Genomic DNA, 23,126 nt, shown 5'->3' with positions numbered 1-23,126 from the left:
CCGCGCCGACCAGATCCTCCCCCTCTGGGGGAGGTGGCCCGGAGGGCCGGAGGGGGCCTGGGGCGCTGAAGTTTTCGGGGGGAATGAAGACGTGACCGAACCCAAACCCATCATCACCTTCGAGAACGTCACCAAGCGCTTCGGCAAGCTGGCGGCGGTGGACAACGTCTCGCTGAGCATCAGGGAGGGCGAGTTCTTCGCCCTGCTGGGGCCGTCGGGCTGCGGCAAGACCACGCTCTTGCGCATGCTGGCCGGGTTCGAGACGCCCACCGAGGGCCGGATCCTGATCGACGGCCAGGACATCTCCAACGTGCCGCCCAACAAGCGGCCGGTGAACATGGTGTTCCAGTCCTACGCCGTGTTCCCGCACATGACCGTGGCCGACAACGTCGCCTACGGCCTGAAGGTCGACCGCGTGGGCAAGGCCGAGCGCGACCGCAGGGTGGAGGAGGCGCTGGAGCTGGTGCAGCTGGGCGGCCTTGGCCATCGCAAGCCCGACCAGCTGTCGGGCGGCCAGCGCCAGCGGGTGGCTTTGGCCCGGGCGCTGGTGAAGCGTCCGCGCGTCTTGCTCCTGGACGAGCCGCTGTCGGCCCTGGACGCCAAGCTGCGCGAGCAGATGCGCACCGAGCTGTGCACCCTGCAGGAGAAGGTCGGCATCACCTTCATCATGGTCACCCACGACCAGGACGAGGCGCTCGCGCTCGCCAGCCGTTGCGCGGTGATGAGCAAGGGCCTGCTGCAGCAGGTGGCCACGCCCAACGACCTCTACGAGTTTCCCAACAGCCGGCTGGTGGCCGACTTCATCGGCAGCGTGAACCTGTTCGAGGGCGTGCTGGCGGTGGACGAGCCGAGCCACGCGGTGATCAAGTCGGAAGGCCTGCCCACCGACATCTTCCTCGACCACGGCGTCACCGGTCCGCGCGGCGGCACGGTGTGGGCGGCGATCCGCCCCGAGAAGATCGAGCTGCACAAGCGCCCCGACGACGGCGAGCCGCCGAACATGGGCGACGCGCCCAAGGGCGCCAACGCCGTAGCTGGCGTCATCAGGCACGAGGCCTATCTGGGCGGGGTGTCGACCTACGAGGTCGAGATCGCGGGCGGGCGGCGGGTGAAGGTGCAGCGCTCGAACCTGACGCGCTGGGACCAGGAGGACTTCCGGCTGGGCGAGGCGGTGTGGATCGCCTGGCACGCCTGCTCGCCGGCGGTGCTGCTGTCGTGACCCCATGAGACCCGTCGCCGGCGTCATCTGCTGCACCCGCACCGTCGGGATCGAACCGGCCCAGGCGGTGATGAACCGCTATGTCGCCGGCGCGATGAAGTACGCCGATGCGGCGGCCCTGCTGGTCCCGTCGATGCCGGGGCTGATGAAGGCCTCGGAGGTCGCCGCGCGTCTGGACGGGCTGATGCTGACCGGCAGCCCGTCGAACCTGGATCCCGCCTTCTATGACGAGGCGGTGGACGACGCGCCCGGACCGTTCGACCGCGACCGGGACGCCATGACCCGCGACCTTATCAAGGCGATGCTGGATCTGGGCCGGCCGGTGTTCGGGGTGTGCCGGGGCTTCCAGGAGATCAACGTCGCCTTCGGCGGCTCCCTGCGGCGCGACATGGCGACCAGCGCCGAACTGATCGCCCACCACGCGCCCGACGAGGTCGACTTCAACGGCATGTTCGACCATCGCCACCCGGTCGACCTGACCCCCGGCGGGGTGCTGGCCACGGCCTTCGGGGTCGAGCGGGCGGTGGTCAATTCGGTGCACTACCAGGGCGTCGACCGGTTGGGCGAAGGCCTGTCGGTGGAGGCCCGCGCCCAGGACGGCGTCGTCGAGGCGGTGTCGGCCCAGGTGAACGGCGCGCCGGTGCTGGCCGTGCAGTGGCATCCGGAATGGAAGCCGGAGGAGAACGCCCAGAGCCGGACGTTCTTCCAGCTGTTCGGCCAGGCGCTACGCAAGGAACTTCCCCTCCCCCTCGATGGGGGAGGGGCAGGGGTGGGGGTGACTGCGGCGGTTCGGCCCGCGCCATGACCTGACAGGCTGTCACCCCCATCCCCGACCCTTCCCCCATCAAAGGGGGAAGGGAGAAAAACAAAAGATCGTCCAGGAGTTCGTTCCATGACCGCCCCCCTCCGCAACCACGACATCGCCGAGCTCAAACGCCTGGATCTGGCCCACCACCTGCCGGCCCAGGCCGACCACAAGGTCATCGCCGAGCAGGGCGGCAGCCGGATCATCACCCGGGCCGACGGCGTCTACATCCATGACGGCGAGGGTCACCAGATCCTCGACGGCATGGCCGGGCTCTGGTGCGTGAACGTCGGCTACGGGCGCGAGGAACTGGCCAAGGCCGCCTACGACCAGATGCTGGAGCTGCCCTACTACAACACCTTCTTCAAGACGGCGACGCCGCCGCCGATCGAGCTGGCGGCCAAGATCGCGCAGAAGATGGGCGGGCATCTCTCCCACGTCTTCTATAATTCGTCGGGGTCGGAGGCCAACGACACGGTCTTCCGCCTGGTGCGCCATTACTGGAAGCTCAAGGGCGAGCCCAGCCGCACGGTCTTCATCAGCCGCTGGAACGCCTATCACGGCTCGACCGTCGCGGGGGTCTCGCTGGGCGGCATGAAGCACATGCACAAGCAGGGCGACCTGCCGATCGCCGGCGTCGAGCACGTGATGCAGCCCTATCCGTTCGGCGACGGCTTCGGCGAGGATCCGGCCGCCTTCCGCGACCGGGCGGTGCAGGCGATCGAGGACAAGATCCTCGAGGTGGGGCCCGAGAACGTCGCCGCCTTCATCGGCGAGCCGGTGCAGGGCGCGGGCGGGGTGATCATCCCGCCGGACGGCTATTGGCCCGCGGTCGAGGCCCTGTGCCGCAAGTACGGCATCCTGCTGGTCTGCGACGAGGTGATCTGCGGCTTCGGGCGCCTCGGCCAATGGTTCGGCCATCAGCATTACGGCATCAAGCCTGACCTGATCGCCATGGCCAAGGGCCTGTCGTCCGGCTACCTGCCGATCAGCGCCGTGGGCGTGGCCGACCACATCGTCGCCGAACTGCGCGAGAAGGGCGGCGATTTCATCCACGGCTTCACCTATTCGGGCCACCCGACCGCCGCCGCCGTGGCGCTGAAGAATATCGAGATCATGGAGCGCGAGGGCCTGGTCGAGCGCACCCGCGACGAGACCGGTCCCTATCTGGCCCAGGCCCTGGCCTCGCTGAACGACCACCCGCTGGTGGGCGAGACCCGGTCGCTGGGCCTGATCGGCGCCGTCGAGATCGTGCGCGAGAAGGGGACCAACCATCGCTTCCTCGACAAGGAAGGCGAGGCGGGGCCGATCGTGCGCGACCTCTGCATCAAGAACGGCCTGATGGTCCGCGCCATCCGCGACAGCATCGTCTGCTGCCCGCCGCTGATCATCACCAAGGCCCAGATCGACGAGCTGGTGGGGATCATCGCCAAGTCCCTCGACGAGGCCGAGCCGGTGCTGCGGGCGCTGAAGCCGAAGGAAGAGGTGTGAACATCGGTATCGCTGTGAAACTGTGATACTGTGAGATCATGAAAAACATCACAGTCTCCATCGACGAAGAGACCTATCGGCGCGCCCGCATCAAGGCCGCCGAGCAGGACACCTCTGTCTCGGCCCTGGTGCGCAAGTTCCTGGTCGAGGTGGCTCAGGACGAGAGCGAGTTCGAGCGGTTGAAGCGGCGTGAGGCGGAGATCCGGGCTCAGATAAAGGATTTCTCCGCCAGCGATCGCCTGCCTCGCGATGAACTTTACGACCGTAAGTTCTGATGCCGGTCTTTTTCGACACGAACATCCTGCTCTATGCAGTCAGTCCGCTCGCGCATGAGGCCGCCAAGCGCGAGCAGGCGCTCCAACTGCTGGACCGGCAGGATGGGACCCTATCCGTGCAGGTGCTGCAGGAGTTTTACGTGCAGGCCACGCGGGCTTCCCGCTCCAGCCGTATAACGCATGATCAAGCGCAGGGGCTCGTAGAAGCCTGGACCCGCTTCAAGGTGCAGGACAACACCCTGGCCGTGCTGCTCTCGGCCCTGGAGATCAAGGCGCGCTACGGCTTTTCCTACTGGGACAGCGCCGTGATCGCCGCCGCCCGCGCCGCCGGCTGCACCGAACTTTTCACCGAGGATCTCTCGCACGGCCAGGTCGTCGAGGGCGTCCGCATCACCAACCCTTTCCACTAGCCCAGACTTCAGCAAGCGCGAGGAGCGCCCCTATGAAGCCCAAGCACAAGAAGAACCACGACGGTCCGAAGATCACCCGGGGGGTCAAGACGCTGGACGAGGCCCAGGCCTGGTTCCGCAGCCAGAACATCGAGGAGATCGAGTGCGTCGTGCCCGATCTCGCCGGCGTCGCGCGGGGCAAGATCATGCCGGTGCGCAAGTTCCTGGGGACCCCCTCGATGAACCTGCCGCTGGCGGTGTTCTACCAGACCATCACCGGCGACTTCCCCGAGTTCGAGGGGGCGGTGAACGCGGTGCAGTCGGACACCGACATCTTCCTGACCCCGGATCTCGCCACCCTGGCCACCGTGCCCTGGGCCCAGGATCCGACCGCCCAGGTGATCCACGACGCCTTCCACCCCGACGGCCGGCCCGTCGAGGAGAGCCCGCGCCAGGTGCTGCGCCGGGTGCTGTCGCTCTATCGCGAGAAGGGCTGGAGCCCGATCGTGGCGCCGGAGATCGAGTTCTATCTCGTCGAGAAGAACATCGACTGGGACTATCCGCTGAAGCCTCCGATCGGCCGCTCGGGCCGGCCCGAGAGCGGCCGCCAGGGCTATTCGATCAGCGCGGTCAACGAGTTCGACGCCCTGTTCGAGGACATGTACGAGTACTCCGAGCGCCAGGGCCTGGAGATCGACACCCTGATCCACGAGAGCGGCGTGGCCCAGATGGAGATCAACCTGCGCCACGGCACGCCGCTGGAGCTGGCCGACCAGGTGTTCATGTTCAAGCGCACCATCCGCGAGGCGGCGCTGGAGCACGACATCTACGCCACCTTCATGGCCAAGCCGATGGCCGGAGAGCCCGGCAGCGCCATGCACATCCACCAGTCGATCCTGACCGAGGACGGCGACAACCTGTTCTCCGATCCGAAAACGGGCGAGGCGACGCCGGCCTTCTACGCCTTCATCGCGGGCCAGCAGCGCTACCTGCCGGCGATCATGGCGATACTGGCGCCCTACGTGAACAGCTACCGCCGCATCGCCCGCGACAGCGGCGCGCCGGTCAACACCCAGTGGGGCTACGACAACCGCACCTGCGGCCTGCGGGTGCCGCCGTCGGATCCGGCCAACCGCCGGGTCGAAAACCGCATCCCCTCGTCCGACGCCAATCCGTACCTGGCCATCGCCGCGGTGCTGGCCTGCGGCTATCTGGGCATGACCCAGAACCTGGCGCCCACCGCGCCGGTCGAGATCGACGCCAGCGCCCGGGGGATCGAACTGCCGCGCAGCCTGCTGGAGTCGGTGACCCTGTTCGAGGACGCCAAGCCGCTCGTCGAGATCCTCGGGACCACCTTCTGCAGCGCCTATGTCCGGGTGAAGCAGGCCGAGTACGAGACCTTCATGCGCACGATCAGTCCGTGGGAGCGGGAGTTCCTGCTGCTGAATGTTTAGCGTGAAGGGAGCCTTCCCCCTTGATGGGGGAAGGTGGCCGCCCTCGGGTCGCGCGAAGCGCGCGCCCAAGGATAAACTCCGCGGTCGGATGGGGGTGAACGCGCAGCGTTATTCGCGCGGCCGACGCCGCTCCACCCCCATCCCCGACCCTTCCCCCATCAAGGGGGAAGGGAGATGTTGAATCTCGGCCACCCGAGCGCCTCCTGGTACGCCGCCACGGCGCACGCCCTGCCGCCGCTGCCCGCCCTCGATGGCGAGACCTCGGCCGACGTCTGCGTGGTCGGCGCGGGCTACACCGGCCTGGGCGCGGCGTTGGAGCTGGCGTCGCGCGGCGTCTCGGTGGTCGTGCTGGAGGCCGCCCAGGTCGGGTCCGGCGCCTCGGGGCGTAACGGCGGGCAGGTGCATGCGGGGCAGCGCAACGACCAGGCCTGGCTGGAGAAGACGGTCGGCCGCGATGACGCCATGGCGCTGTGGAAGATGTCGCTGGACGCCCGCTCGCACCTGTCGGCCCTGATCGCCGAGCACGCCATCGCCTGCGACTTCACGCCGGGCATGATCCACGCCCGCCACAAGAGCGGCGGGGAGGGCGAGGACCTCGACCACATCGAGTTCATGGCCGCCCGTTACGGCTATCACGAGCTGGAACCGATCGACGAGGACGCCCTGGCCGAGGAGCTGGGCACGGGCGTCTATCACGGCGGAACCCGCGACAACGGCGGCGGCCACCTGCACCCGCTGAACCTGGCGCTGGGCCTGGCGCGGGCGGCGCTGGCCAGGGGCGCGACGATCCACGAGCGCAGCCGCGCCCGGGCCTGGCGCCGCGAGGGCGGCAAGATCGTGGTCGAGACGGCGGCGGGCCGGGTGCTGTGCGACCAGCTGATCCTGACCGGCGACGGCTATCTGGACGAACTGGCCGGCCCGCAGGCCCGCGCCCGGGTGATGCCGATCAACAACTTCGTGCTGGCCACCGAACCCTTGGGCGAGCGGGCCGAGACCATCATCCGCTCCGACGCCGCCGTGGCCGACAGCCGCTTCGTCGTGAACTACTTCCGCAAGACGCCGGACGGCCGGCTGCTGTTCGGCGGCGGCGAGAACTATCGGCCGGGCTTTCCGCCGGACCTGCCCGGCTTCGTGCGCCGACACATGCTGAAGATCTATCCGCAGTTGGCCGACGTGAAGGTGACCCACGCCTGGGGCGGGACCCTGGGCATCACCGTCCACCGCTCGCCCTTCGTGCGCGAACTGGCGCCGGGGGTGCGGGTCGCGGCCGGTTATTCGGGGCAGGGGGTGATGCTGGCGCCATGGTTCGGCAAGCTGCTGGCCGACGCGGCCCTGGGCGAGACGGGCGGGGTGGAGCTGCTGTCGCGCCTGCCGACCCCGCCGTTTCCCGGCGGGCGGCTGCTGCGCTGGCCGCTGACGGTGGCGGGCCTGTCCTGGTACGCGATGCGCGACCGGCTCTAGGGGCGCGTCCGGATCAGGCGGCCTTCGCCTTGGCCCGCAGCGACAGGCAGTAGCCGATCGTCACCGCCAGCCCCGCCAGGATCGCGCCGCAGCCGCCCAGCACCGCCACCTGCGGCGGGGCGAAGGCCCACAGTCCAGCATAGACCAGCCCGCTCAACGCCATCGACCATCCGCCGACCCGGTTGGCCTTGCGGGCCCAGGCGATGGGTACGAACCGCTTGGGCATGCGGTTGCCGAACCAGGCCACCATCAGGCCGATGGCGCCCATGACCAGCCTGTTGACGGTGTCGGTGTCGATATAGCCCAGCTTGCGCGCGAAGCTCGCGGCCAGGGCCAGCACGACGATGCCGACTCCCCAGGCGAGGTCGGCGATCACCTCCTTCTTCATCGTGCTCATCGTGCGATCTCCTGCTTGATCGGCGGGGGCGCGGGCGCCTCTTCGCCGAGGCCGAACGACTGGACGAAGCCCAGCAGCGCCTCTTCGAGCACCGAGAGCTTCAGGTGGTAGATGACGGACTTGCCGGCCTTCTCGGCGTGCACCAGGTCGGCTTCCTTCAGCACCGCGAAATGGGCCGACATGGTCGGCTTGGAGACGTCGAACTGGTCGGCCAGTTCGCCGGCGCTCAAGGGGCCCTCGCGCAGGAGCAGCAGCACCTTGCGGCGGGTCGGGTCGGAAAGGGCTCTGAACACCTGGCTCATGATGCGATGATTAGCTAAACATCGAAATGAGTCAAGCATGGGCCGCGACGGGCTGGCCTGGACGCGCCCGTCGGGCTAACAACCCCCACATGGCGCGAACCAAGCTGAACCCTGAATTCGAGATCGACGTCGACGGCGAGACCTATGTCTGGCGGCTGCAGCGCACGCCCCACTGGTCGAAGGATCCCGTCGAGCGGCACGGCATGGCGATCTGCGTGCACCACAAGGACGGCAAGCGCGAAGTGGTGATCGAGTTTCCGCCGGGCGAGCAGCCCCGCTACGGCGCGCCGCAGCTGAAGCCCGAGCAGATCCCCGTCAAGCTGGTGGGCAAGGCCATCGCCTCGGCGGTCGCGGCGGGTTGGGAGCCCTGGTCGCGCGGCAAGCCGGTGATCATCGCCGTGGACGAGACCGGGGCCTGACCGCCGGCCCTGCCTCAGGGAACTCCTCATGACCCTGGCCTATCAGCGCCCCAAGCGGTTCGCGAAATGGGTCCGGCTGTGCGGGCCCAGGACCGGCGGCCTGGCCGAACAGGTGGAGGCGGTGTTTCTCCAGAGGTTTCTCGATGCGGGCTATGCTCCCGTGACCCTCGAATGCGGGGATCGCGGCCGCGCGGTCAGCGGTCTGGAGATCCGTCTGGAGAAGGCCGAGCAGGGCCTGTTCAAGTCGGTCACCATCCAGTTCGACAAGTATCGGGACCCGCGGTTCCAGGTGGCCGTCGAGCGGGAGCGGGCCGGCGAGCAGAGGCCGTTCGACCAGGCCAATCTCGTGCCGCGCAAGGGCAAGTACTATCATTTCTGGGGCAAGCCTTGGCTGGCGCCCAACCGCTTCTGGTCGGCGAAGGCCTCGGCCAGGCTGGCCCGGCGGCTGGCCGGGCTCTTTCCGCAATGCGAGGCCTTTCTCGAAAGCGGCGTGCGTGGCCGCAACCTGAGCCGGCCGATCATTCTGCCGGTGTTCGGCGCGCCTGCTTCCCCGGACCCCGTCTAGGCCCGCGCGCCGGGCAATCGCCTTCGCATCGCGCCGTTGGCCGTCGGCCTGATTGACACCCGACCAGCGTCGCCCTCCGATACCCCCCGGTTACGAAGCGTGGCGGGGTAAGATGCAGGGGCAGGTTTCGGAGCCGACGGGCAGTCTGGCCACGGCGCTCGCCCATGCGGCGCGGCTGCTGTCGCATGATCCCGAACTGGCGCGCGAGCAGGCCCTGGCGATCCTGGAGGCCGCGCCTCGCCATCCTGGCGCGACCCTGATCCTGGCCGCGGCCCTGCGGCTGTCGGGCGACGCGGCCGCCGCCCTGCCGTTGATCGACCCGCTGTCGCGTGCGCTGCCTCAAGCCCCCGAGGTGCAGCTGGAGCACGGCCTCGTCCTGCTCGATCTTGGCCGCACCCAGGAGGCGGTGGCGGCGCTGCGTCGTGCGAGCATGCTGAACCCGGGTCTCGGCGAGGCCTGGCGGGCGCTGTCGGTGGGGCTGACCGTGCTGGGCGATATGGCTGGCGCACAGGACGCCGGCGACCGCCAGATCCAGGCCTCGGTGCGCGACCCGGCCCTGATCGCCGCCGCCTCGGCCCTGGTCGAGGGACGGTTGGCGCAGGCCGAGCACGACCTGCGGACCTATCTGGCGGCCAAGCCCGACGAGCCGGCCGCCCTGCGCATGCTGGCCGAGGTGGCCGCGCGCCTGGGCCGCTACGAGGACGCCGAGCGGATCCTGACCCAGACCCTGGCCTTCACGCCCGGCTTCACCGCCGCCCGGCACAACCTGGCGACCCTGCTCTATCGCCAGAACAAGACCCTGGAAGCGCTGGCCGAGCTCGACCTGCTGCAGGCGGCCGACCCGCGCCATCCGGCCTACGCCAACCTGCGCGCCGCCGCCCTGGTGAGGATCGGCGAGTACGAGGCGGCGACCGCCATCTATCGCGACGTGCTGGCCCGCCATCCGCATCAGCCCAAGGGCTGGATGAGCTATGGCCACGCCCTGAAGACCCTGGGCCGCCGCGCCGAGTGCGAGGCCGCCTATCGCAAGGCCGTCGAGCAGGCGCCTATGCTGGGCGAGGCCTGGTGGAGCCTGGCCAACCTCAAGACCCTGCGCTTCTCCGACGCCGACCTGGCCACGATGGAAGGCCAACTGGCCGCCACCGACCTCGTCGACGAGGACCGTTTCCACCTGCACTACGCCCTGGGCAAGGCGCTCGAGGACGCCGGCCGCTACGAGGAGAGCTTTGGCCACTACGCCAGGGGCGCGGAGCTGCGCCGCGTGCAGATCCGCTACGACGCCGACGAGACCACGGCCCACGCGGCGCGCAGCAAGGCGCTGTTCACGCCGCCCTTCTTCGCCGAGCGCAGGGACTGGGGCAGCGCGGCGCCGGACCCGATCTTCGTCGTCGGCCTGCCGCGCTCGGGCTCGACCCTGATCGAGCAGATCCTGGCCAGCCACTCGCAGGTCGAGGGCACCATGGAGCTGCCCGACGTCATCGCCATCGCCAAGCGGCTGGGTGGCAAGCCGGGGAAGGGCGGCGCCTCGCACTATCCCGAAGCCCTGGCCGGTCTCGACGCCGACGCCCTGAAGGCGCTGGGGGAAGAGTATCTCGAACGCACCCGGGTGCAGAGGAAGACCGACCGGCCGTTCTTCGTCGACAAGATGCCCAACAACTTCGCGCACGCCGGGCTGATCCACCTGATGCTGCCGAACGCCAGGATCATCGATGCGCGGCGCCATCCGCTGGGCTGCTGCTTCTCGGGGTTCAAGCAGCACTTCGCGCGGGGCCAGACCTTCAGCTACGGCCTGACCGACATCGGCCGCTACTACGCCGACTATGTGGACCTGATGGCCCATTTCGACGCCGTGCTGCCGGGCCGCGTGCACCGGGTGATCTACGAGGAGATGGTCGAGTCGCCCGAGGCCGAGATCCGGCGGCTGCTCGACCATTGCGGCCTGCCGTTCGAGGAAGCGTGCCTGAATTTCCACCAGAACGACCGCGCCGTGCGCACCGCCAGCTCCGAACAGGTGCGCCAGCCGATTTTCAAGGACGGCGTCGATCAGTGGCGCAACTATGAACCGTGGCTGGATCCGCTGAAGGCGGCCCTCGGGCCGGTTTTGACCGCCTATCCCGCCGCGCCCGTTATTTGACCACCGGGCTCCGAGACTGCCGTTTTTGCAACAGTCTCATGAATTGCGCTGGCCTGAAGCTTTGCTGCTTGCGACCCTGGATTAACTGAAAGAACGTTGTTCTCCTTGGGGCCAAGGAGTGAACACGTGCCGATTATGCGTTCAAAAACAATGAGGTCGGGCCTGCTGGTCACGGCCCTGATGTCGTCAAGCGCGCTCGGGGGAGCGGCCCTGGCGCAGGACGGCGGGGTGGCGCTGGAAGAGGTGGTGGTCACCGCCCAGAAGCGTTCGGAAAACCTGCAGGACGTACCGGTCAGCATTCAGGCGCTGGGCGAGACCAAGCTGCAGCAGCTGCAGGTCACCAACTTCGCCGACTATGTGAAGTTCCTGCCCAGCGTGTCGTTCACCGGCTCCGGCTCGGGCTTCAACCAGGTCTACATGCGCGGCGTGGCCAGCGGCGGCGACGGCAACCACTCGGGCTCGCTGCCCAGCGTCGGCATCTATCTCGACGAGCAGCCGATCACCACGATCCAGGGCGCGCTCGACATCCACGTCTACGACATCGCCCGGGTCGAGGCCCTGGCCGGGCCGCAGGGCACGCTGTACGGCGCCAGCTCGCAGGCGGGCACCATCCGCATCATCACCAACAAGCCCAGCACCGCCGGCTTCAAGGCCGGCTACGACCTGGAGTTCAACACGGTCGCGGAAGGCGAGGCGGGTTACGTCGCCGAGGGCTTCATCAACCAGCCCCTGTCGGACACGGTGGCCGTGCGCCTGGTCGCCTGGAGCAAGCGCGCCGGCGGCTATATCGACAACGTGCCCTCGACCCGCACCTATCCGACCTCGGGTGTCACCATCGACAACGACGGGGTGGCCAGGAAGGACTACAACGAGGTCGAGACCCGAGGCGCCCGGGCGGCGGTGAAGGTCGACATCGGCGACAACTGGTCGGTCACGCCGCAGGTCATGGGCCAGGTGCAGAAGTCGAAGGGCTTCGCCGGCTACGATCCGGAGGTCGGCGACCTGGAGATCAGCCACTACTATCCGGAAAGCGCCGACGACCGCTGGGTGCAGGCGGCCCTGACCGTCGAGGGCAAGATCAGCAACCTCGACATCGTCTATGCCGGCTCCTACCTGGAGCGTACGGTCGAGACCGAGCAGGACTACACCGACTACTCCTACTTCTACGACACGCTGTACGGCTACGGCGCCTACTGGACCGACGACGCGGGCAACCCGGTCGATCCCTCGCAGTACATCAACGGCAAGGACCGCTATTCCAAGGTCAGCCACGAACTGCGGGTGACCTCGCCGCAGGAGAACCGCCTGCGCTTCGTCGCCGGCCTGTTCTACCAGCGCCAGACCCACGGCATCCACCAGGACTACAAGATCGACGCCCTGGGCGAGTCGCTGTCGGTGGAGGGCCATCCGGGCACCATCTGGCTGACCGAGCAGAAGCGCGTCGACCGCGACAGCGCCGCCTTCGGCGAGGTGTCGTTCGACATCCTGCCCAAGCTGACGGCGACGGGCGGCGTACGCTTCTTCAAGGCCGACAATTCGCTGGTCGGCTTCTACGGCTACGGTTCGGGCTACAGCAGCGGCACGGGCGTGGCGGCGTGCTTCAAGGGGCCGGTCGTCGCCGGCTCGCCCTGCACCAACCTCGACAAGCGGGTGAAGGAGACGGGCAACACGCTCAAGTTCAACCTCACCTACAAGGTCGACGACGACAAGCTGGTCTACGCCACCTATTCGGAAGGCTTCCGGCCGGGCGGCATCAATCGGCGCGGCACGCTGGCGCCGTACCTGTCGGACTATCTGAAGAACTACGAGTTCGGCTGGAAGACCAGCTGGGCGCAGAACCGCTTCCGCTGGAACGGCGCGGCCTATTTCGAGAAGTGGGACAAGTTCCAGTTCTCGATCCTCGGCCCCAACGGCCTGACCGAGATCCGCAACGCCGGCGCGGCCGAGATCAAGGGCCTGGAGTCCGACATCACCTGGGCGGTGATCCACGGCCTGACGATCAACGCCGCGGCCGCCTATACCGACGCCCGGCTGGCCGAGAACTACTGCGGCTTCACCGACAGCGCCGGCAATCCGGTGACCACCTGCGCCACGCCGCAGGCGCCGTCGGGCACGCGCCTGCCGGTGACGCCCAAGTACAAGGCCAACGTCACGGCCCGCTACGAGTTCGACGCCGGTTCGTTCAGGGCCTTCGTCCAGGGCTCGGGGGTCGGCCAGTCCGACGTCTTCTCCGACCTGCGGACCGAGGAGTCCGGCATCCTGGGGACGGGCGGCGGCTTCGTCACCTTCGACCTGTCGGCGGGCCTCAGCCGCGACACCTGGTCGTTGTCGGCCTACATCACCAACGTCGCCGACAAGCGGGCCAGCAACAACCGCTTCGTCCAGTGCGCCGAGGCGGTGTGCGGCGACAACGTCTATGTGATCCCCAACCAGCCACGAACCATGGGCCTGAAGTTCGGCCAGAAGTTCTGATCGCGGACCACGCATGCGCCGCCTCCGTCCTTCGGGACGGGGGCGGTTGCGCGTTCCTCGCGCCGGTGAAAGCATGACCTTATGAGTACGCCCGCGCCCAAGGCCCTCGGCTTCTGGATGTGCAGCGCCCTGGTCGTCGGCAACATGATCGGGCTCGGGCGTCTTCATGCTGCCGGCCTCGCTGGCCCCGTACGGCTGGAACGGGGTGCTGGGCTGGATCGTCACCATCGCCGGCGGCCTTTGCCTGGCCTTCGTCTTCGCCCGGCTGGCCGCGGCCCTGCCGCGCGAGGGCGGACCCTACGCCTATACGCAAGAGGCCTTCGGACCGGCGGCGGGCTTCATCGTCGCCTGGGCCTACTGGATCTCGCTGTGGGTCGGCAACGCCGCCATCGCCACCGGCGCGGTCAGCTACCTGTCCGTCCTGGTCCCGGCCATCGCCAAGGTCCCGGGCCTGCACGCCCTGGTCACCCTGAGCCTGATCTGGGGGCTGATCGGCGTGAACTGCTTCGGCGCCAGGCTGGCCGGCGAGGTGCAGGTGGTGACCACCGTGCTCAAGCTGCTGCCGCTGGCGGCCGTGCTGGGCCTTTCGGCCTGGCTGCTGACCCAGGCCGGGTCGACCGCCGTCTCGGCCCCGCTGCGGGTTTCCGACCTGGGCGGGCCTGGCCTCGTCGCCGCCTCGGCCCTGACCCTGTGGGCTCTGCTGGGCCTGGAGTCGGCGACGGTGCCGGCCGACAAGGTCAAGGATCCGGCCCGCACCATCCCGCGCGCCACCCTGTTCGGCGCGGCCTTCACTGGGGGCGTCTACCTGCTGGTCTGTTCGGCGGTGGTGCTGCTGTCGCCGCCCGACGCGCTGAAGGCCTCCAACGCCCCGATGGCCGAGTTCATCGGCCGGTTCTGGGGGGGCGGCGCGGCCATGGCCGTGGCCGCCTTCGCCGCCATCAGCGCCTTCGGGGCCCTGAACGGCTGGGTGCTGCTGCAGGGCGAGATGCCCTACGCCATGGCCCGGGGCGGGGTGTTCCCGGCCTTTCTGGGCAAGTCGTCCAGCCGCGGCACGCCGGTGCGGGCGCATCTGGTCTCGGGTCTGTTCCTGAGCGTGCTGGTGGGCATCAACTACGCCAAGTCGATGGCCGACCTCTTCACCTTCATCGCCCTCCTGGCGACCACGGCCTCGCTGTTCACCTATCTGGCCTGCGCCCTGGCGGCGCTGAAGCTGCAACACGCCGGCCGCGTGCCGGGCTCGCGGCTGCTGACCGTCGTCGCCGTCCTGACCGGGCTCTATGCGGTGTTCACCCTGTTCGGCGCCGGCAAGGAAGCCGTGCTGTGGGGGCTGGTGCTGCTGGCGGCCGGCGTTCCCGTCCATCTGCTGATGCGCCGTGCGGCGCGTGCGTGAGGCCCATCGCATGATGCTGCGTTCGACCCTGGCCGCCGCCCTGGCGGCGTTGACCGCTGTGCCAGCCCTGGCGGTCGAGGCGCCCAAGCCGACCCCCAAGGTCTCTTACGTCCACGCCGGGCGGCTGATCGATCCCGTCGCCGGCAAGGTGGCGACCGACCGGCTGATCCGCATCGAGGGCGAGCGCATCGTCGCCGTCACCGCCTGGACCGGCGCCCCGACCGACGGTCCGGTGCTGGACTGGTCGGCCCTGACCGTGCTGCCGGGCCTGATCGACATGCACACCCACATCGTCGACCAGGAGCAGACCGAGAACATCGCCGAGCCGTTGCTGACCACGGCCGCCGAGCAGGCCTATATCGGCGCGGCCCACGCCCGCTCGACCCTGATGGCCGGCTTCACTAGCGTGCGCGACGTCGGCACGTGGAGAGCTTTCGGCGACGTGGCGCTGAGGGACGCCATCGACAAGGGCCTGGTCCCGGGTCCGCGCATGTCGGTGGCCGGGGCCTATGTGACGACGCCCGGCGGGGGCGGGGAGGTGACGGGCATTGCCGCCGACGTGGTCATCCCGGCCGAGATGCGCCGGGGCGTCGTGGAAGACGTGGCCGATACTCACCGCAAGACCCGCGACATCCTGGTGCACGGCGCCGATTTCCTGAAGCTGATCGCCACCGGCGCGGTCCTGACCGTCGGCACCGAGCCCGGCCAGCTGGAGCTATCGAAGGAAGAGATCGAGGCCGCCGTCGAAGAGGCCGCCAAGCGCGGAACCTACGCCACCGCTCACGCCCACGGGGCCGAGGGCATCAAGGTGGCGGTGCGGGCCGGGGTGCGCTCGATCGAGCACGGCTCGCTGATCGACGACGAGGGGATCGCCCTGATGAAGGCCAGGGGAACCTGGCTGGTCGCCGACATCTACAACGGCGACTATATCGACGAGATCGGCACGAAGAACGGCTGGCCCGCCGAGACCCTGCGCAAGAACCGCGAGACCACCGACGCCCAGCGGGACGGCTTCCGCAAGGCCGTGAAGGCCGGGGTCAAGATCGCCTACGGCACCGACGCCGGCGTCTATCCCCATGGCTGGAACGCCCGCCAGCTGCCCTACATGGTCAGGTACGGCATGACGCCGATGCAGGCGATCCAGTCGGCGACGACCAGCGCCGCGGCCTTGATGGGCAAGGACAAGGATGTCGGCTGCGACCAGGCCGGCTGCTATGCCGATCTGATCGCGGTGGCCGGCGATCCGCTGGCCGATGTCGGGCTGCTGCAGGACGTGGCCAAGGTGATGAAGGGCGGCGTCGTCTACAAAGACGTTCCCTTGGCGCCAAAAAATTAACCGCTTGAGACCTGGCGCGGCGTGTGCATTGTTGCGCTGCAACTCGATGTTGCCGTGCAGCATTGATACAGCTGTCGCGAAGCCGCCCGTGGGGGGAGGCTGGCGTCAGCCTCGATCAAGGAGCCTCCCCATGGCCGATTCGAACCACTACTACGTCCGCCCGGTCGCCGGCGTCTGGCACGTGACCTGGAACGACTCGCCCGAGCTGATCAGCTCCTGCCCGAGCCAGCACGAAGCCGTGGCCCTGGCCCAGCTTCTGGCCCGCCACATGACCAGCCAGGGCCGCTACGCCGAGGTTCACATCGCCGAGCCGGAAGCCCGTCGCCCGACCTGGGGCCGCAAGGGCCTGGCCGCCGCCGCCGCCGCGGCCTGATCCCGATTTTTTCAATCTAGGCTGACTTCCAAGCCGCTCCGACGCCGTCGGGGCGGCTTTTTTCTTAGGCCACCCAGGCGCTGGCGGCGGTCTCCAGCGCCCGCACAGCCTCGATCGGGCTGAACGTGCTGGGGTCCAGGCACAGCTCCAGCCACAGCCCGTCGACCATCGCCGTCAGGCCGATCGCCGCCAGCCTGCGCTCGCGCGCGCCGCAGTCGGCCAGCAGGGTCTCGAGCCGCGCCCGATAGGCGGCGTAGGAAGCCGCGTGGATGGCGGCGATGCGGGGCTTGGTCTTGACCAGGCTCCAGAAGCCGATCCAGGCGGCCAGCAGGTCGGCGTCCAGAACCGGCGGGGCGAAGCTGGCGCCCAGATAGGCCGACAGCCGCGCGCGCGGATCGCGATCCGCCGCCGCCACGGCCGCCTCCAGCGCCGCGTCGATCCGCTGGTCAACCGCCTCGTAGGCGGCGGCGATCAGCTCGTCGACGCCCTCGAAATAGTGCCGCAGCAGGCCGGGCGACACGCCGGCCTCGGCGCAGATCGTCCGCACCGAGGTTCCGGCCACGCCCTCGCGCGCCAGCACGGCCTCGGCGGCGGCGACCAGGGCCTGGCGGCGGACGTCGGGGGCTTCGCGGGTGAAGGGGGCGCGCAAGACTTAGCCCTCCCCCTTGATGGGGGAGGGTTGGGTGGGGGTGGTGCGGCCTTGCCGGCTGAACCGCCGCTTCACCCCCATCCCCGACCCTTCCCCCATCAAGGGGGAAGGGAGAAGAGCGCTTTCCATCACCACCCCTCCGGCGGCCGAGGCTGGCGGCTTTCCGGGATCAGCGCCCGCAGCTTGCGGCCGAAGCTGCGCAAGCTGACCTCGCTGGTCGCCAGCGGTCCTGCCGTGAACGTCCGCGACGCCATGCCCTGCTGCACCCGCGCCACCAGCTCGGTGTCCTCGGCGTTGACCTGGCGGTTGATACGCCAGTTGAGATAGCGCGCCGCCTTCATCTCGCGCCGCGCGTCGGGCAGGGCGTAGGCGATCTCGCGGATCATGGTCGTGGTTGCCGAGACGGGGATGAACTGCATGAAGTCCACCTGGTCGGGATAGATGTCGAAGGCGAAGTTCGGCCAGAGCTTGAAATAGGTCCAGAGCCGCTTGCGGTCGGCCGGCAGGTGCGGAACGTCGGGCAGGATGTCCTGGTAGAGGCGTTCGGACGGATTGCCTGACGGCTCGTCGATCAGCTGGCCCCACATCTTGTCGACCCAAGTTTCGGCCTCGACCCCATAGCCCTTGCCGAACAGCCGGGTCAGGCCGGGGTGGGCTACGGGGATGTGCAGGCCGTCGGAATAGTTGTCGCTGATGTTCTTCCAGTTGACGTCGCGCGGCCGCAGCGTGACCCGGCCGAACGGCTGCAGCTCCTCGAACCGGTAGTGGGCGACCTCGGCCTCGTAGGGGGCCATCATGTCGGCGACGCTGGGGCCGTCTCCCTCCAGCCGCACGAAGACGAAGCCGCGCCAGATCTCCAGGTCCAGCCTGGCCAGGCCCTGCTTGTCCATCTCCAGCGCCGGATAGTCGTCGCGCATCGGCACGCCGATCAGCCGGCCGTCCAGGTCGTAGGTCCAGGCGTGGTAGGGGCAGACGATCCGCCCGCAGCGGCCGGTCGGGCCGTCCAGCAGCCGCGCGCCCCGGTGGCGGCAGACATTGGCGAAGGCCCGCGCGCCGCCGTCCTTGCCGCGCACCACCACCAGGCTCTCGCCCACGAAGTCGAAGGTGTGGAAGTCGCCGGCTTTCGGGATGTCGTTCAGGTGGCAGACGATCTGCCACGACGGCCGGAAGACCTTGTCCTGCTCCTCGCGGAAGAACCGCTCCGAGCCGTAGATCCAGCCGGGCAGGCCCCAGTCGGATTGGGGGTCGTGGTTGGAGATCATGTTCATCGCAGAACCTCTCCGAAGAAAGCGTGATCCCTCCCCCTTTGATGGGGGAGGGGCAGGGGTGGGGGTGACAGCGTTTCCGGACGGCGCGCGGCCGTGATGACGTCCGCCGCCGTGGTCACCCCCATCCCCGGCCCTTCCCCCATCAAGGGGGAAGGGAGAAGCGCGCGGCCGCTCACCGCCCCACGACCGCCAGCTTCACCGCCGTGGTGAAATCCTTGTCGCGCAGGATCTCGCGGGCGGCGTTGCGGCCGGGATTGCCCGACACCCCGCCGCCGGGGTGCGTGCCCGCGCCGCACATGTAGAGGCCCTTGATCGGCGCGCGGTGGCTGGCGTGGCCCAGCAGCGGGCGGGCGGCCCACAGCTGATCCAGCGACATGTTGCCGTGCATGATGTCGCCGCCGATCAGGCCGAACTTCCGCTCCAGATCCAGTGGCGACAGGACCATCCGGCCCAGCACCGAGGCCTTGAAGTTGGGGGCCCACTTGTCGACCGTGTCGATGATCAGGTCGGCGGCCGCCTCGCGCTCGGCGTCCCAGCCGCGACCGTCGGGCAGGGTGGGGGCGAACTGCTGGCAGAACAGGCTGGCCACGTGCTGGCCGGGCGGGGCCAGGGTGGGGTCGATGGTCGAGGGGATCAGGATCTCGACGATCGGGGCCTTGCTCATGCCGCCGGCCTTGGCGTCGCGATAGGCGGCGTCCATGTAGTCGAGGCTGGGGGCGAGGACGATCCCGCTCTGGTGATGTTCGGCCGTGGCCTTGCCGGGCAGTGCGGTGAAGTCCGGCAGCTCCGACAGCGCCACGTTCATCCGGAAGGTGCCCGAGCCGTTCTTGTAGCCGTCGATCGCCTTCCTGAAGTCGGCCGGCAGGGCCGAGGGGGGGACGAGTTTCTTATAGAGCAGGGCCGGATTGACGTTGGCGCTGACGATCGGGGCCATGATCTGGCGGCCGTCGATCAGCTGCACGCCGACCGCCTTTCCGCCGTCTACGTGGACGCCCTCCACCGGCGCGTTGAGCAGGATCTCGACCCCGGCCTTCTCGCAGGCCTTCGCCATGGCCTGGGTGATCGCCCCCATGCCGCCGACGGCGTGGCCCCAGGCGCCCTTCTTGCCGTTCACCTCGCCGAAGGTGTGGTGCAGCAGCACATAGGCCGAGCCGGGGGTGTCGGGGCTGGCGTAGTTGCCGACCACGGCGTCGAAGCCGAAGGCGGCCTTGACCGGCTCGCTCTCGAACCAGCCATTGAGGAAATCCCGCGCGCTCTTGGTGAAGAGATCGAGCAGGTCGCGCTTGCGTTCGCGCGACAGCATGGCCAGGCGCCCGCCCTGGCGCAGGGCCCGCAGGATGCCCGGCAGGCCGTCGCCGAGATTGGGCGGGGTCTCCTGGGCGAGATCTCGCAGCACGTCGCCGATCTCGTCGAGCATGGCGTAATAGGCCGGCAGCACCTCGGCGTCGCGGCGGCTGAACTTGCGAAACTGTTCCTGGGTGCGTTCCAGGCCGCCGCCGAGCTTGATGTATTTGTCGTCGCTGATCGGCAGGAAGTTCGAGATCGGCCGCTCTAGGAAGGTCAGGCCGAACCCGTGCAGGTCCATGTCGGCGATGACCCGCGGATTGAGCAGGCTGACCGTGTAGCTGGCCACCGAGTTGCGGAAGCCGGGGTGGAACTCCTCAGTCACCGCCGCCCCGCCGACCACGCCGCGCGCCTCGCAGACGGTGACCTTCATGCCCGCCCTGGCCAGATAGAAGGCGCAGACGAGGCCGTTGTGGCCCCCGCCGATAATCACGGCGTCGCGGGTGTCGGTCATCGTCTCTCTCCCCAGGAGGCGTCTGGGGAGGAGGTTGCTATACGAGTGTAAAATAGTCCAGGGGCGCGCGGAGAAACCTCTCCCATAGGGAGAGGGAGGGGCCCGCTGCGAAGCAGTGGGAGGGTGAGGGGTTTCAAACTGTCGGGCTTAGGCGCGGGCCTGGAGGTTCCGCCGGCCAGCGGTGAAATCTCTCACCCTCCCACGCCTTGCGGCGCGGGCCCCTCCCTCTCTCAAAGAGAGAGGGATCAAGACCTAGTGCTTCCCGCGGTCGCGCCCGAAGTTCGGTTCGGCGCTTTCCTGGCCGGCCGCCACGATGCCGCGGCGGATCGCCCGAGTGCGGGTGAAGTGGGCGTGCAGGGTGTCGGCGTCGCCCCAGCGGATGGCGCGGCTCATGGCCTGCAGGTCCTCGGTGAAGCGGCCCAGCATCTCCAGCACCGCGTCCTTGTTGGCCACGAAGATGTCGCGCCACATGGTCGGGTCGCTGGCGGCGATGCGGGTGAAGTCGCGGAAGCCCGAGGCCGAATACTTGATGACCTCGTTCTCGGTGACGTTCTCCAGGTCGGCCGCGCTGCCGACGATGGTGTAGGCGATCAGGTGGGGCAGGTGCGAGACGACGGCCAGCACCAGGTCGTGGTGCTTTTCCTCCATCAGCTCGACCTGGGCGCCGAACGAGCGCCAGAAGGCCGACAGCTTGGCCACGGCGGCGGCGTAGGCCTCGTCGTCGCGGTCGGCCAGCGGGGTCAGGATCGTCCAGCGGCCTTCGAACAGCTCGGCGAAGCCGGCGTCGGGACCCGACTGCTCGGTGCCGGCGATCGGGTGGCCGGGGATGGGGAACACCTTGGCCAGTTCGGGCGCGCGGAAGGCCTCGGCGATCGTGGCCTTGGTCGAGCCGACGTCGGTCAGGGTGGCGCCGGCTTTGAGATGCGGGGCGACGGCGGCGGCCACCTCGCCGATCGACAGCACAGGGGTGGCGATGACCACCAGGTCGGCGTCCTTGACCGCCTCGGCGAGGTCGCCGGTCACATGGTCGGCCAGGCCGATCTCGACGGCGCGGGCGCGGTGGGCCTCGCTGGCGTCGACGATGGTGACCTCGCCGACCACGCCGTGGGCGCGCGCGGCCAGGATCACCGAACCGCCGATCAGGCCGGCGCCGACGACGGTCATCTTGGGATAGAGCAGGCCGGTGGGTGACATGGTTCTGATCTTATAAGCCCTCCCCCTCGATGGGGGGGGTGGGTGGGGGTGATGCGGCGGTTGATCGTAGTGCGGCGGAACGGCGGGGGTCACCCCCATCCCCGACCCTTCCCCCATCGAGGGGGAAGGGAGGTTTCCTATCGCCCCACGAACTGGGCCAGAAGATCCACGACCGCGCGGTTGTGTTCCTCGCGGCCGATGGTGATGCGCAGTGAATTGGGCAGGCCGTAGTTGGCGACGGCGCGGACCAGGTAGCCCTTGCTGGCCAGGAAGGCCTCGGCGTCGAGGGCGGTGCGGCCCGGCGTCGTCGGAAAGTCGACCAGCACGAAATTGGCGGCCGAGGGCGTGACGGTCAGGCCAAGGCCGCCCAGCTGCTGGGCCAGCCAGGGGCGCCACTGCTCGACCAGGGCCACCGAGGCGGCCTCGAAGGCGCGGTCGGCCAGGGCGGCGATGGCGGCTTCCTGCGCCGGGATCGAGGTGTTGAACGGCGGGCGGATGCGCTCGATCGGATCGATGATGTCGGCGTCCGCATAGCCCCAGCCGACCCGCAAGCTGGCCAGGCCATGGATCTTCGAGAAGGTGCGGGTGACGACGACGTTCCGGGCCTCGCGCGCCAGGGCCAGGCCGTCCTCGAAGCGCGGATCGGTACAGAACTCGGCATAGGCGCCGTCCAAAACGAGGATCACCGACGGCGGCAGGGCCGCGTGCAGGTCGCGGATCTCTTCGCCCGTCAGCCAAGTGCCGGTGGGATTGGCCGGGTTGGCGACGAAGACGATGCGGGTGCGCGCGTCGACCTGCTTGGTGACTTCCTCGATATCGATGCGGCGGTTCGGCTCGGCGGCGAAGCGGACTTCCGCCTGGCAGGCGCGCGCCCCGATCGCATAGGCGGCGAAGCCGTGCTCGCCCTGGACGATGTTGTCGCCGGGTTCGAGATAGGCCTGGCACAGCAGGGCGAAGATCTCGTCGCTGCCGTCGCCGAAGGTCAGGCGCTCGGGCTCCAGGCTGTAACGTTCAGCCACGGCGGCGCGCAAGGCCATGGCCTTGCCGTCCGGATAGACGTGCAGGCGGTCGGCGGCGTCGCGATAGGCGGCCTTGGCCTGCTCGCTGCAGCCCAGGACGTTCTCGTTGCTCGACAGCTTCACCGGATGGGCGATCCCCTCGATCTTCGACTTGCCGCCCACATAGGCGGCGATGTCGAGGATCCCCGGCTTGGGCAGCGGACGGGGCGAGGCGGAGCGGTCGGAAGCGGTCATCACGGGTCTCGGCGGGCGCCTGGAAGAGGCGCGGCCCTACTTACACGTCGAAGGGAACGGGGGCAGCCCCGACCACGCCCGACAGCTGGCCCGGCGCGCGGGCCAGGCGCTCGTCGTCGCGCTGATAGAAGCCCGACAGCGAGAACAGCTTCAGGCCGCCGGCCTCGGCCACCGGCTCGGCGGCGACGCCGTCGGCGCCCAGAGCCTCGACGATGGCGGACGCGCTCTTGGCGCTATCGGTGACCCAGAAGGTCTGGTCGCCGCCGGTGGGCTCGACCTCGACCTCCGCCACCGCGAAGGCGGCCTGCGGACCCCAGCGGGTCAGGCAGGGCAGGGCGGCGAAGATGTTCAGCGTCGGCTCGGCCAGCAGGCGGCCCCACCAGGCGCTGCCCGGCTGCAGGCCCAGCACGGCGACGCCCCACGGCGTCTTGGCGGCGGCCAGGGCGTCCTTCTCGGCGGCGACCACGGCCATCGGCGGCGCT

Annotated in this window: 21 protein-coding genes and 1 pseudogene; 14 read left to right on the top strand and 8 right to left on the bottom strand. The window is 69.0% G+C overall.

What is annotated here, in order from left to right:
- Positions 1–91: 91 nt before the first annotated feature.
- The 7 genes from DMC18_RS08985 to DMC18_RS08955 all read left to right on the top strand — a co-directional run bounded on the left by DMC18_RS08985 (position 92) and on the right by DMC18_RS08955 (position 7,094).
- A complete protein-coding gene (locus tag DMC18_RS08985) occupies positions 92–1,219 on the top strand; it encodes an ABC transporter ATP-binding protein (protein ID WP_110118286.1) in 1,128 nt (375 codons plus the stop codon).
- A 4-nt stretch (positions 1,220–1,223) separates the two neighbouring features.
- A complete protein-coding gene (locus DMC18_RS08980) occupies positions 1,224–2,024 on the top strand; it encodes a gamma-glutamyl-gamma-aminobutyrate hydrolase family protein (protein ID WP_110118285.1) in 801 nt (266 codons plus the stop codon).
- 87 nt (positions 2,025–2,111) lie between these two features.
- The gene (locus DMC18_RS08975) at positions 2,112–3,515 is read left to right on the top strand and encodes an aspartate aminotransferase family protein (RefSeq protein WP_110132869.1); all 1,404 of its coding nucleotides are present in this window, start codon (positions 2,112–2,114) and stop codon (positions 3,513–3,515) included.
- Positions 3,516–3,553: 38 nt separating this feature from the next.
- On the top strand, positions 3,554–3,790 hold the full coding sequence (locus tag DMC18_RS08970; protein WP_110121893.1) for a DUF6364 family protein: 237 nt from the start codon (positions 3,554–3,556) through the stop codon (positions 3,788–3,790).
- Positions 3,790–4,200 (top strand): PIN domain-containing protein, encoded by a 411-nt coding sequence (locus tag DMC18_RS08965; protein ID WP_110121894.1) that lies wholly within the window; start codon positions 3,790–3,792, stop codon positions 4,198–4,200. Before DMC18_RS08970 ends, DMC18_RS08965 begins: the two co-directional genes overlap by 1 nt.
- A 32-nt stretch (positions 4,201–4,232) precedes the next feature.
- Positions 4,233–5,633, top strand: coding sequence for a glutamine synthetase family protein (locus DMC18_RS08960; protein WP_110121895.1), 1,401 nt, complete (start codon positions 4,233–4,235; stop codon positions 5,631–5,633).
- Between the two features lie 174 nt (positions 5,634–5,807).
- Positions 5,808–7,094, top strand: coding sequence for an FAD-binding oxidoreductase (locus DMC18_RS08955; RefSeq protein WP_110132868.1), 1,287 nt, complete (start codon positions 5,808–5,810; stop codon positions 7,092–7,094).
- 13 nt (positions 7,095–7,107) lie between these two features.
- Here DMC18_RS08955 and DMC18_RS08950 read toward each other — a convergent pair whose 3' ends face one another.
- On the bottom strand, positions 7,108–7,491 hold the full coding sequence (locus DMC18_RS08950; protein WP_233245369.1) for an ammonium transporter: 384 nt from the start codon (positions 7,489–7,491) through the stop codon (positions 7,108–7,110).
- Entirely contained in the window at positions 7,488–7,793 is a 306-nt protein-coding gene (locus DMC18_RS08945; protein ID WP_110121896.1) for an autorepressor SdpR family transcription factor, read from the bottom strand. The genes DMC18_RS08950 and DMC18_RS08945 overlap by 4 nt, the downstream gene beginning before the upstream one ends.
- A gap of 89 nt (positions 7,794–7,882) precedes the next feature.
- Between DMC18_RS08945 and DMC18_RS08940 the strand changes: the two genes are divergently transcribed.
- The 7 genes from DMC18_RS08940 to DMC18_RS08910 all read left to right on the top strand — a co-directional run bounded on the left by DMC18_RS08940 (position 7,883) and on the right by DMC18_RS08910 (position 16,482).
- The gene (locus DMC18_RS08940) at positions 7,883–8,212 is read left to right on the top strand and encodes a hypothetical protein (protein WP_110121897.1); all 330 of its coding nucleotides are present in this window, start codon (positions 7,883–7,885) and stop codon (positions 8,210–8,212) included.
- 28 nt (positions 8,213–8,240) lie between these two features.
- Entirely contained in the window at positions 8,241–8,777 is a 537-nt protein-coding gene (locus DMC18_RS08935; protein ID WP_110121898.1) for a hypothetical protein, read from the top strand.
- A 112-nt stretch (positions 8,778–8,889) separates the two neighbouring features.
- Complete coding sequence (locus DMC18_RS08930) at positions 8,890–10,911, top strand: tetratricopeptide repeat-containing sulfotransferase family protein (protein ID WP_110132867.1); 2,022 nt, start codon at positions 8,890–8,892, stop codon at positions 10,909–10,911.
- A gap of 135 nt (positions 10,912–11,046) precedes the next feature.
- Entirely contained in the window at positions 11,047–13,383 is a 2,337-nt protein-coding gene (locus tag DMC18_RS08925; protein WP_110121900.1) for a TonB-dependent receptor, read from the top strand.
- A 166-nt stretch (positions 13,384–13,549) separates the two neighbouring features.
- Positions 13,550–14,773 (top strand): APC family permease, encoded by a 1,224-nt coding sequence (locus DMC18_RS08920; RefSeq protein ID WP_370444617.1) that lies wholly within the window; start codon positions 13,550–13,552, stop codon positions 14,771–14,773.
- Positions 14,774–14,783: 10 nt separating this feature from the next.
- A complete protein-coding gene (locus DMC18_RS08915; RefSeq protein WP_233245370.1) occupies positions 14,784–16,109 on the top strand; it encodes an amidohydrolase family protein in 1,326 nt (441 codons plus the stop codon).
- A gap of 130 nt (positions 16,110–16,239) precedes the next feature.
- Complete coding sequence (locus DMC18_RS08910) at positions 16,240–16,482, top strand: hypothetical protein (protein WP_110121902.1); 243 nt, start codon at positions 16,240–16,242, stop codon at positions 16,480–16,482.
- 64 nt (positions 16,483–16,546) lie between these two features.
- Here DMC18_RS08910 and DMC18_RS08905 read toward each other — a convergent pair whose 3' ends face one another.
- The 6 genes and pseudogenes from DMC18_RS08905 to DMC18_RS08880 form a co-directional block, all read right to left on the bottom strand.
- Positions 16,547–17,131, bottom strand: a complete 585-nt coding sequence (locus DMC18_RS08905; protein ID WP_110121903.1) for a TetR family transcriptional regulator C-terminal domain-containing protein — start codon at positions 17,129–17,131, stop codon at positions 16,547–16,549.
- A gap of 128 nt (positions 17,132–17,259) precedes the next feature.
- The gene (locus DMC18_RS08900) at positions 17,260–18,399 is read right to left on the bottom strand and encodes an aromatic ring-hydroxylating dioxygenase subunit alpha (protein WP_110121905.1); all 1,140 of its coding nucleotides are present in this window, start codon (positions 18,397–18,399) and stop codon (positions 17,260–17,262) included.
- A gap of 172 nt (positions 18,400–18,571) precedes the next feature.
- Positions 18,572–20,197, bottom strand: coding sequence for an NAD(P)/FAD-dependent oxidoreductase (locus DMC18_RS08895; RefSeq protein ID WP_110118034.1), 1,626 nt, complete (start codon positions 20,195–20,197; stop codon positions 18,572–18,574).
- A 252-nt stretch (positions 20,198–20,449) separates the two neighbouring features.
- Positions 20,450–21,391: a prephenate/arogenate dehydrogenase family protein gene (locus DMC18_RS08890; protein ID WP_110132866.1), complete on the bottom strand. Its 942-nt coding sequence runs from the start codon at positions 21,389–21,391 to the stop codon at positions 20,450–20,452.
- A gap of 137 nt (positions 21,392–21,528) precedes the next feature.
- Entirely contained in the window at positions 21,529–22,644 is a 1,116-nt protein-coding gene (gene hisC / locus DMC18_RS08885; RefSeq protein WP_110118032.1) for a histidinol-phosphate transaminase, read from the bottom strand.
- A gap of 40 nt (positions 22,645–22,684) precedes the next feature.
- A pseudogene (locus DMC18_RS08880) lies at positions 22,685–23,126 on the bottom strand (chorismate mutase); the annotation flags it as partial.

This window comes from Caulobacter sp. D5 (assembly GCF_003185805.1).
Classification (GTDB): Bacteria; Pseudomonadota; Alphaproteobacteria; order Caulobacterales; family Caulobacteraceae; genus Caulobacter.
The sequence above is the reverse complement of the archived record's forward strand: the minus strand, read 5'-3'. Positions and strand labels throughout refer to the sequence as shown.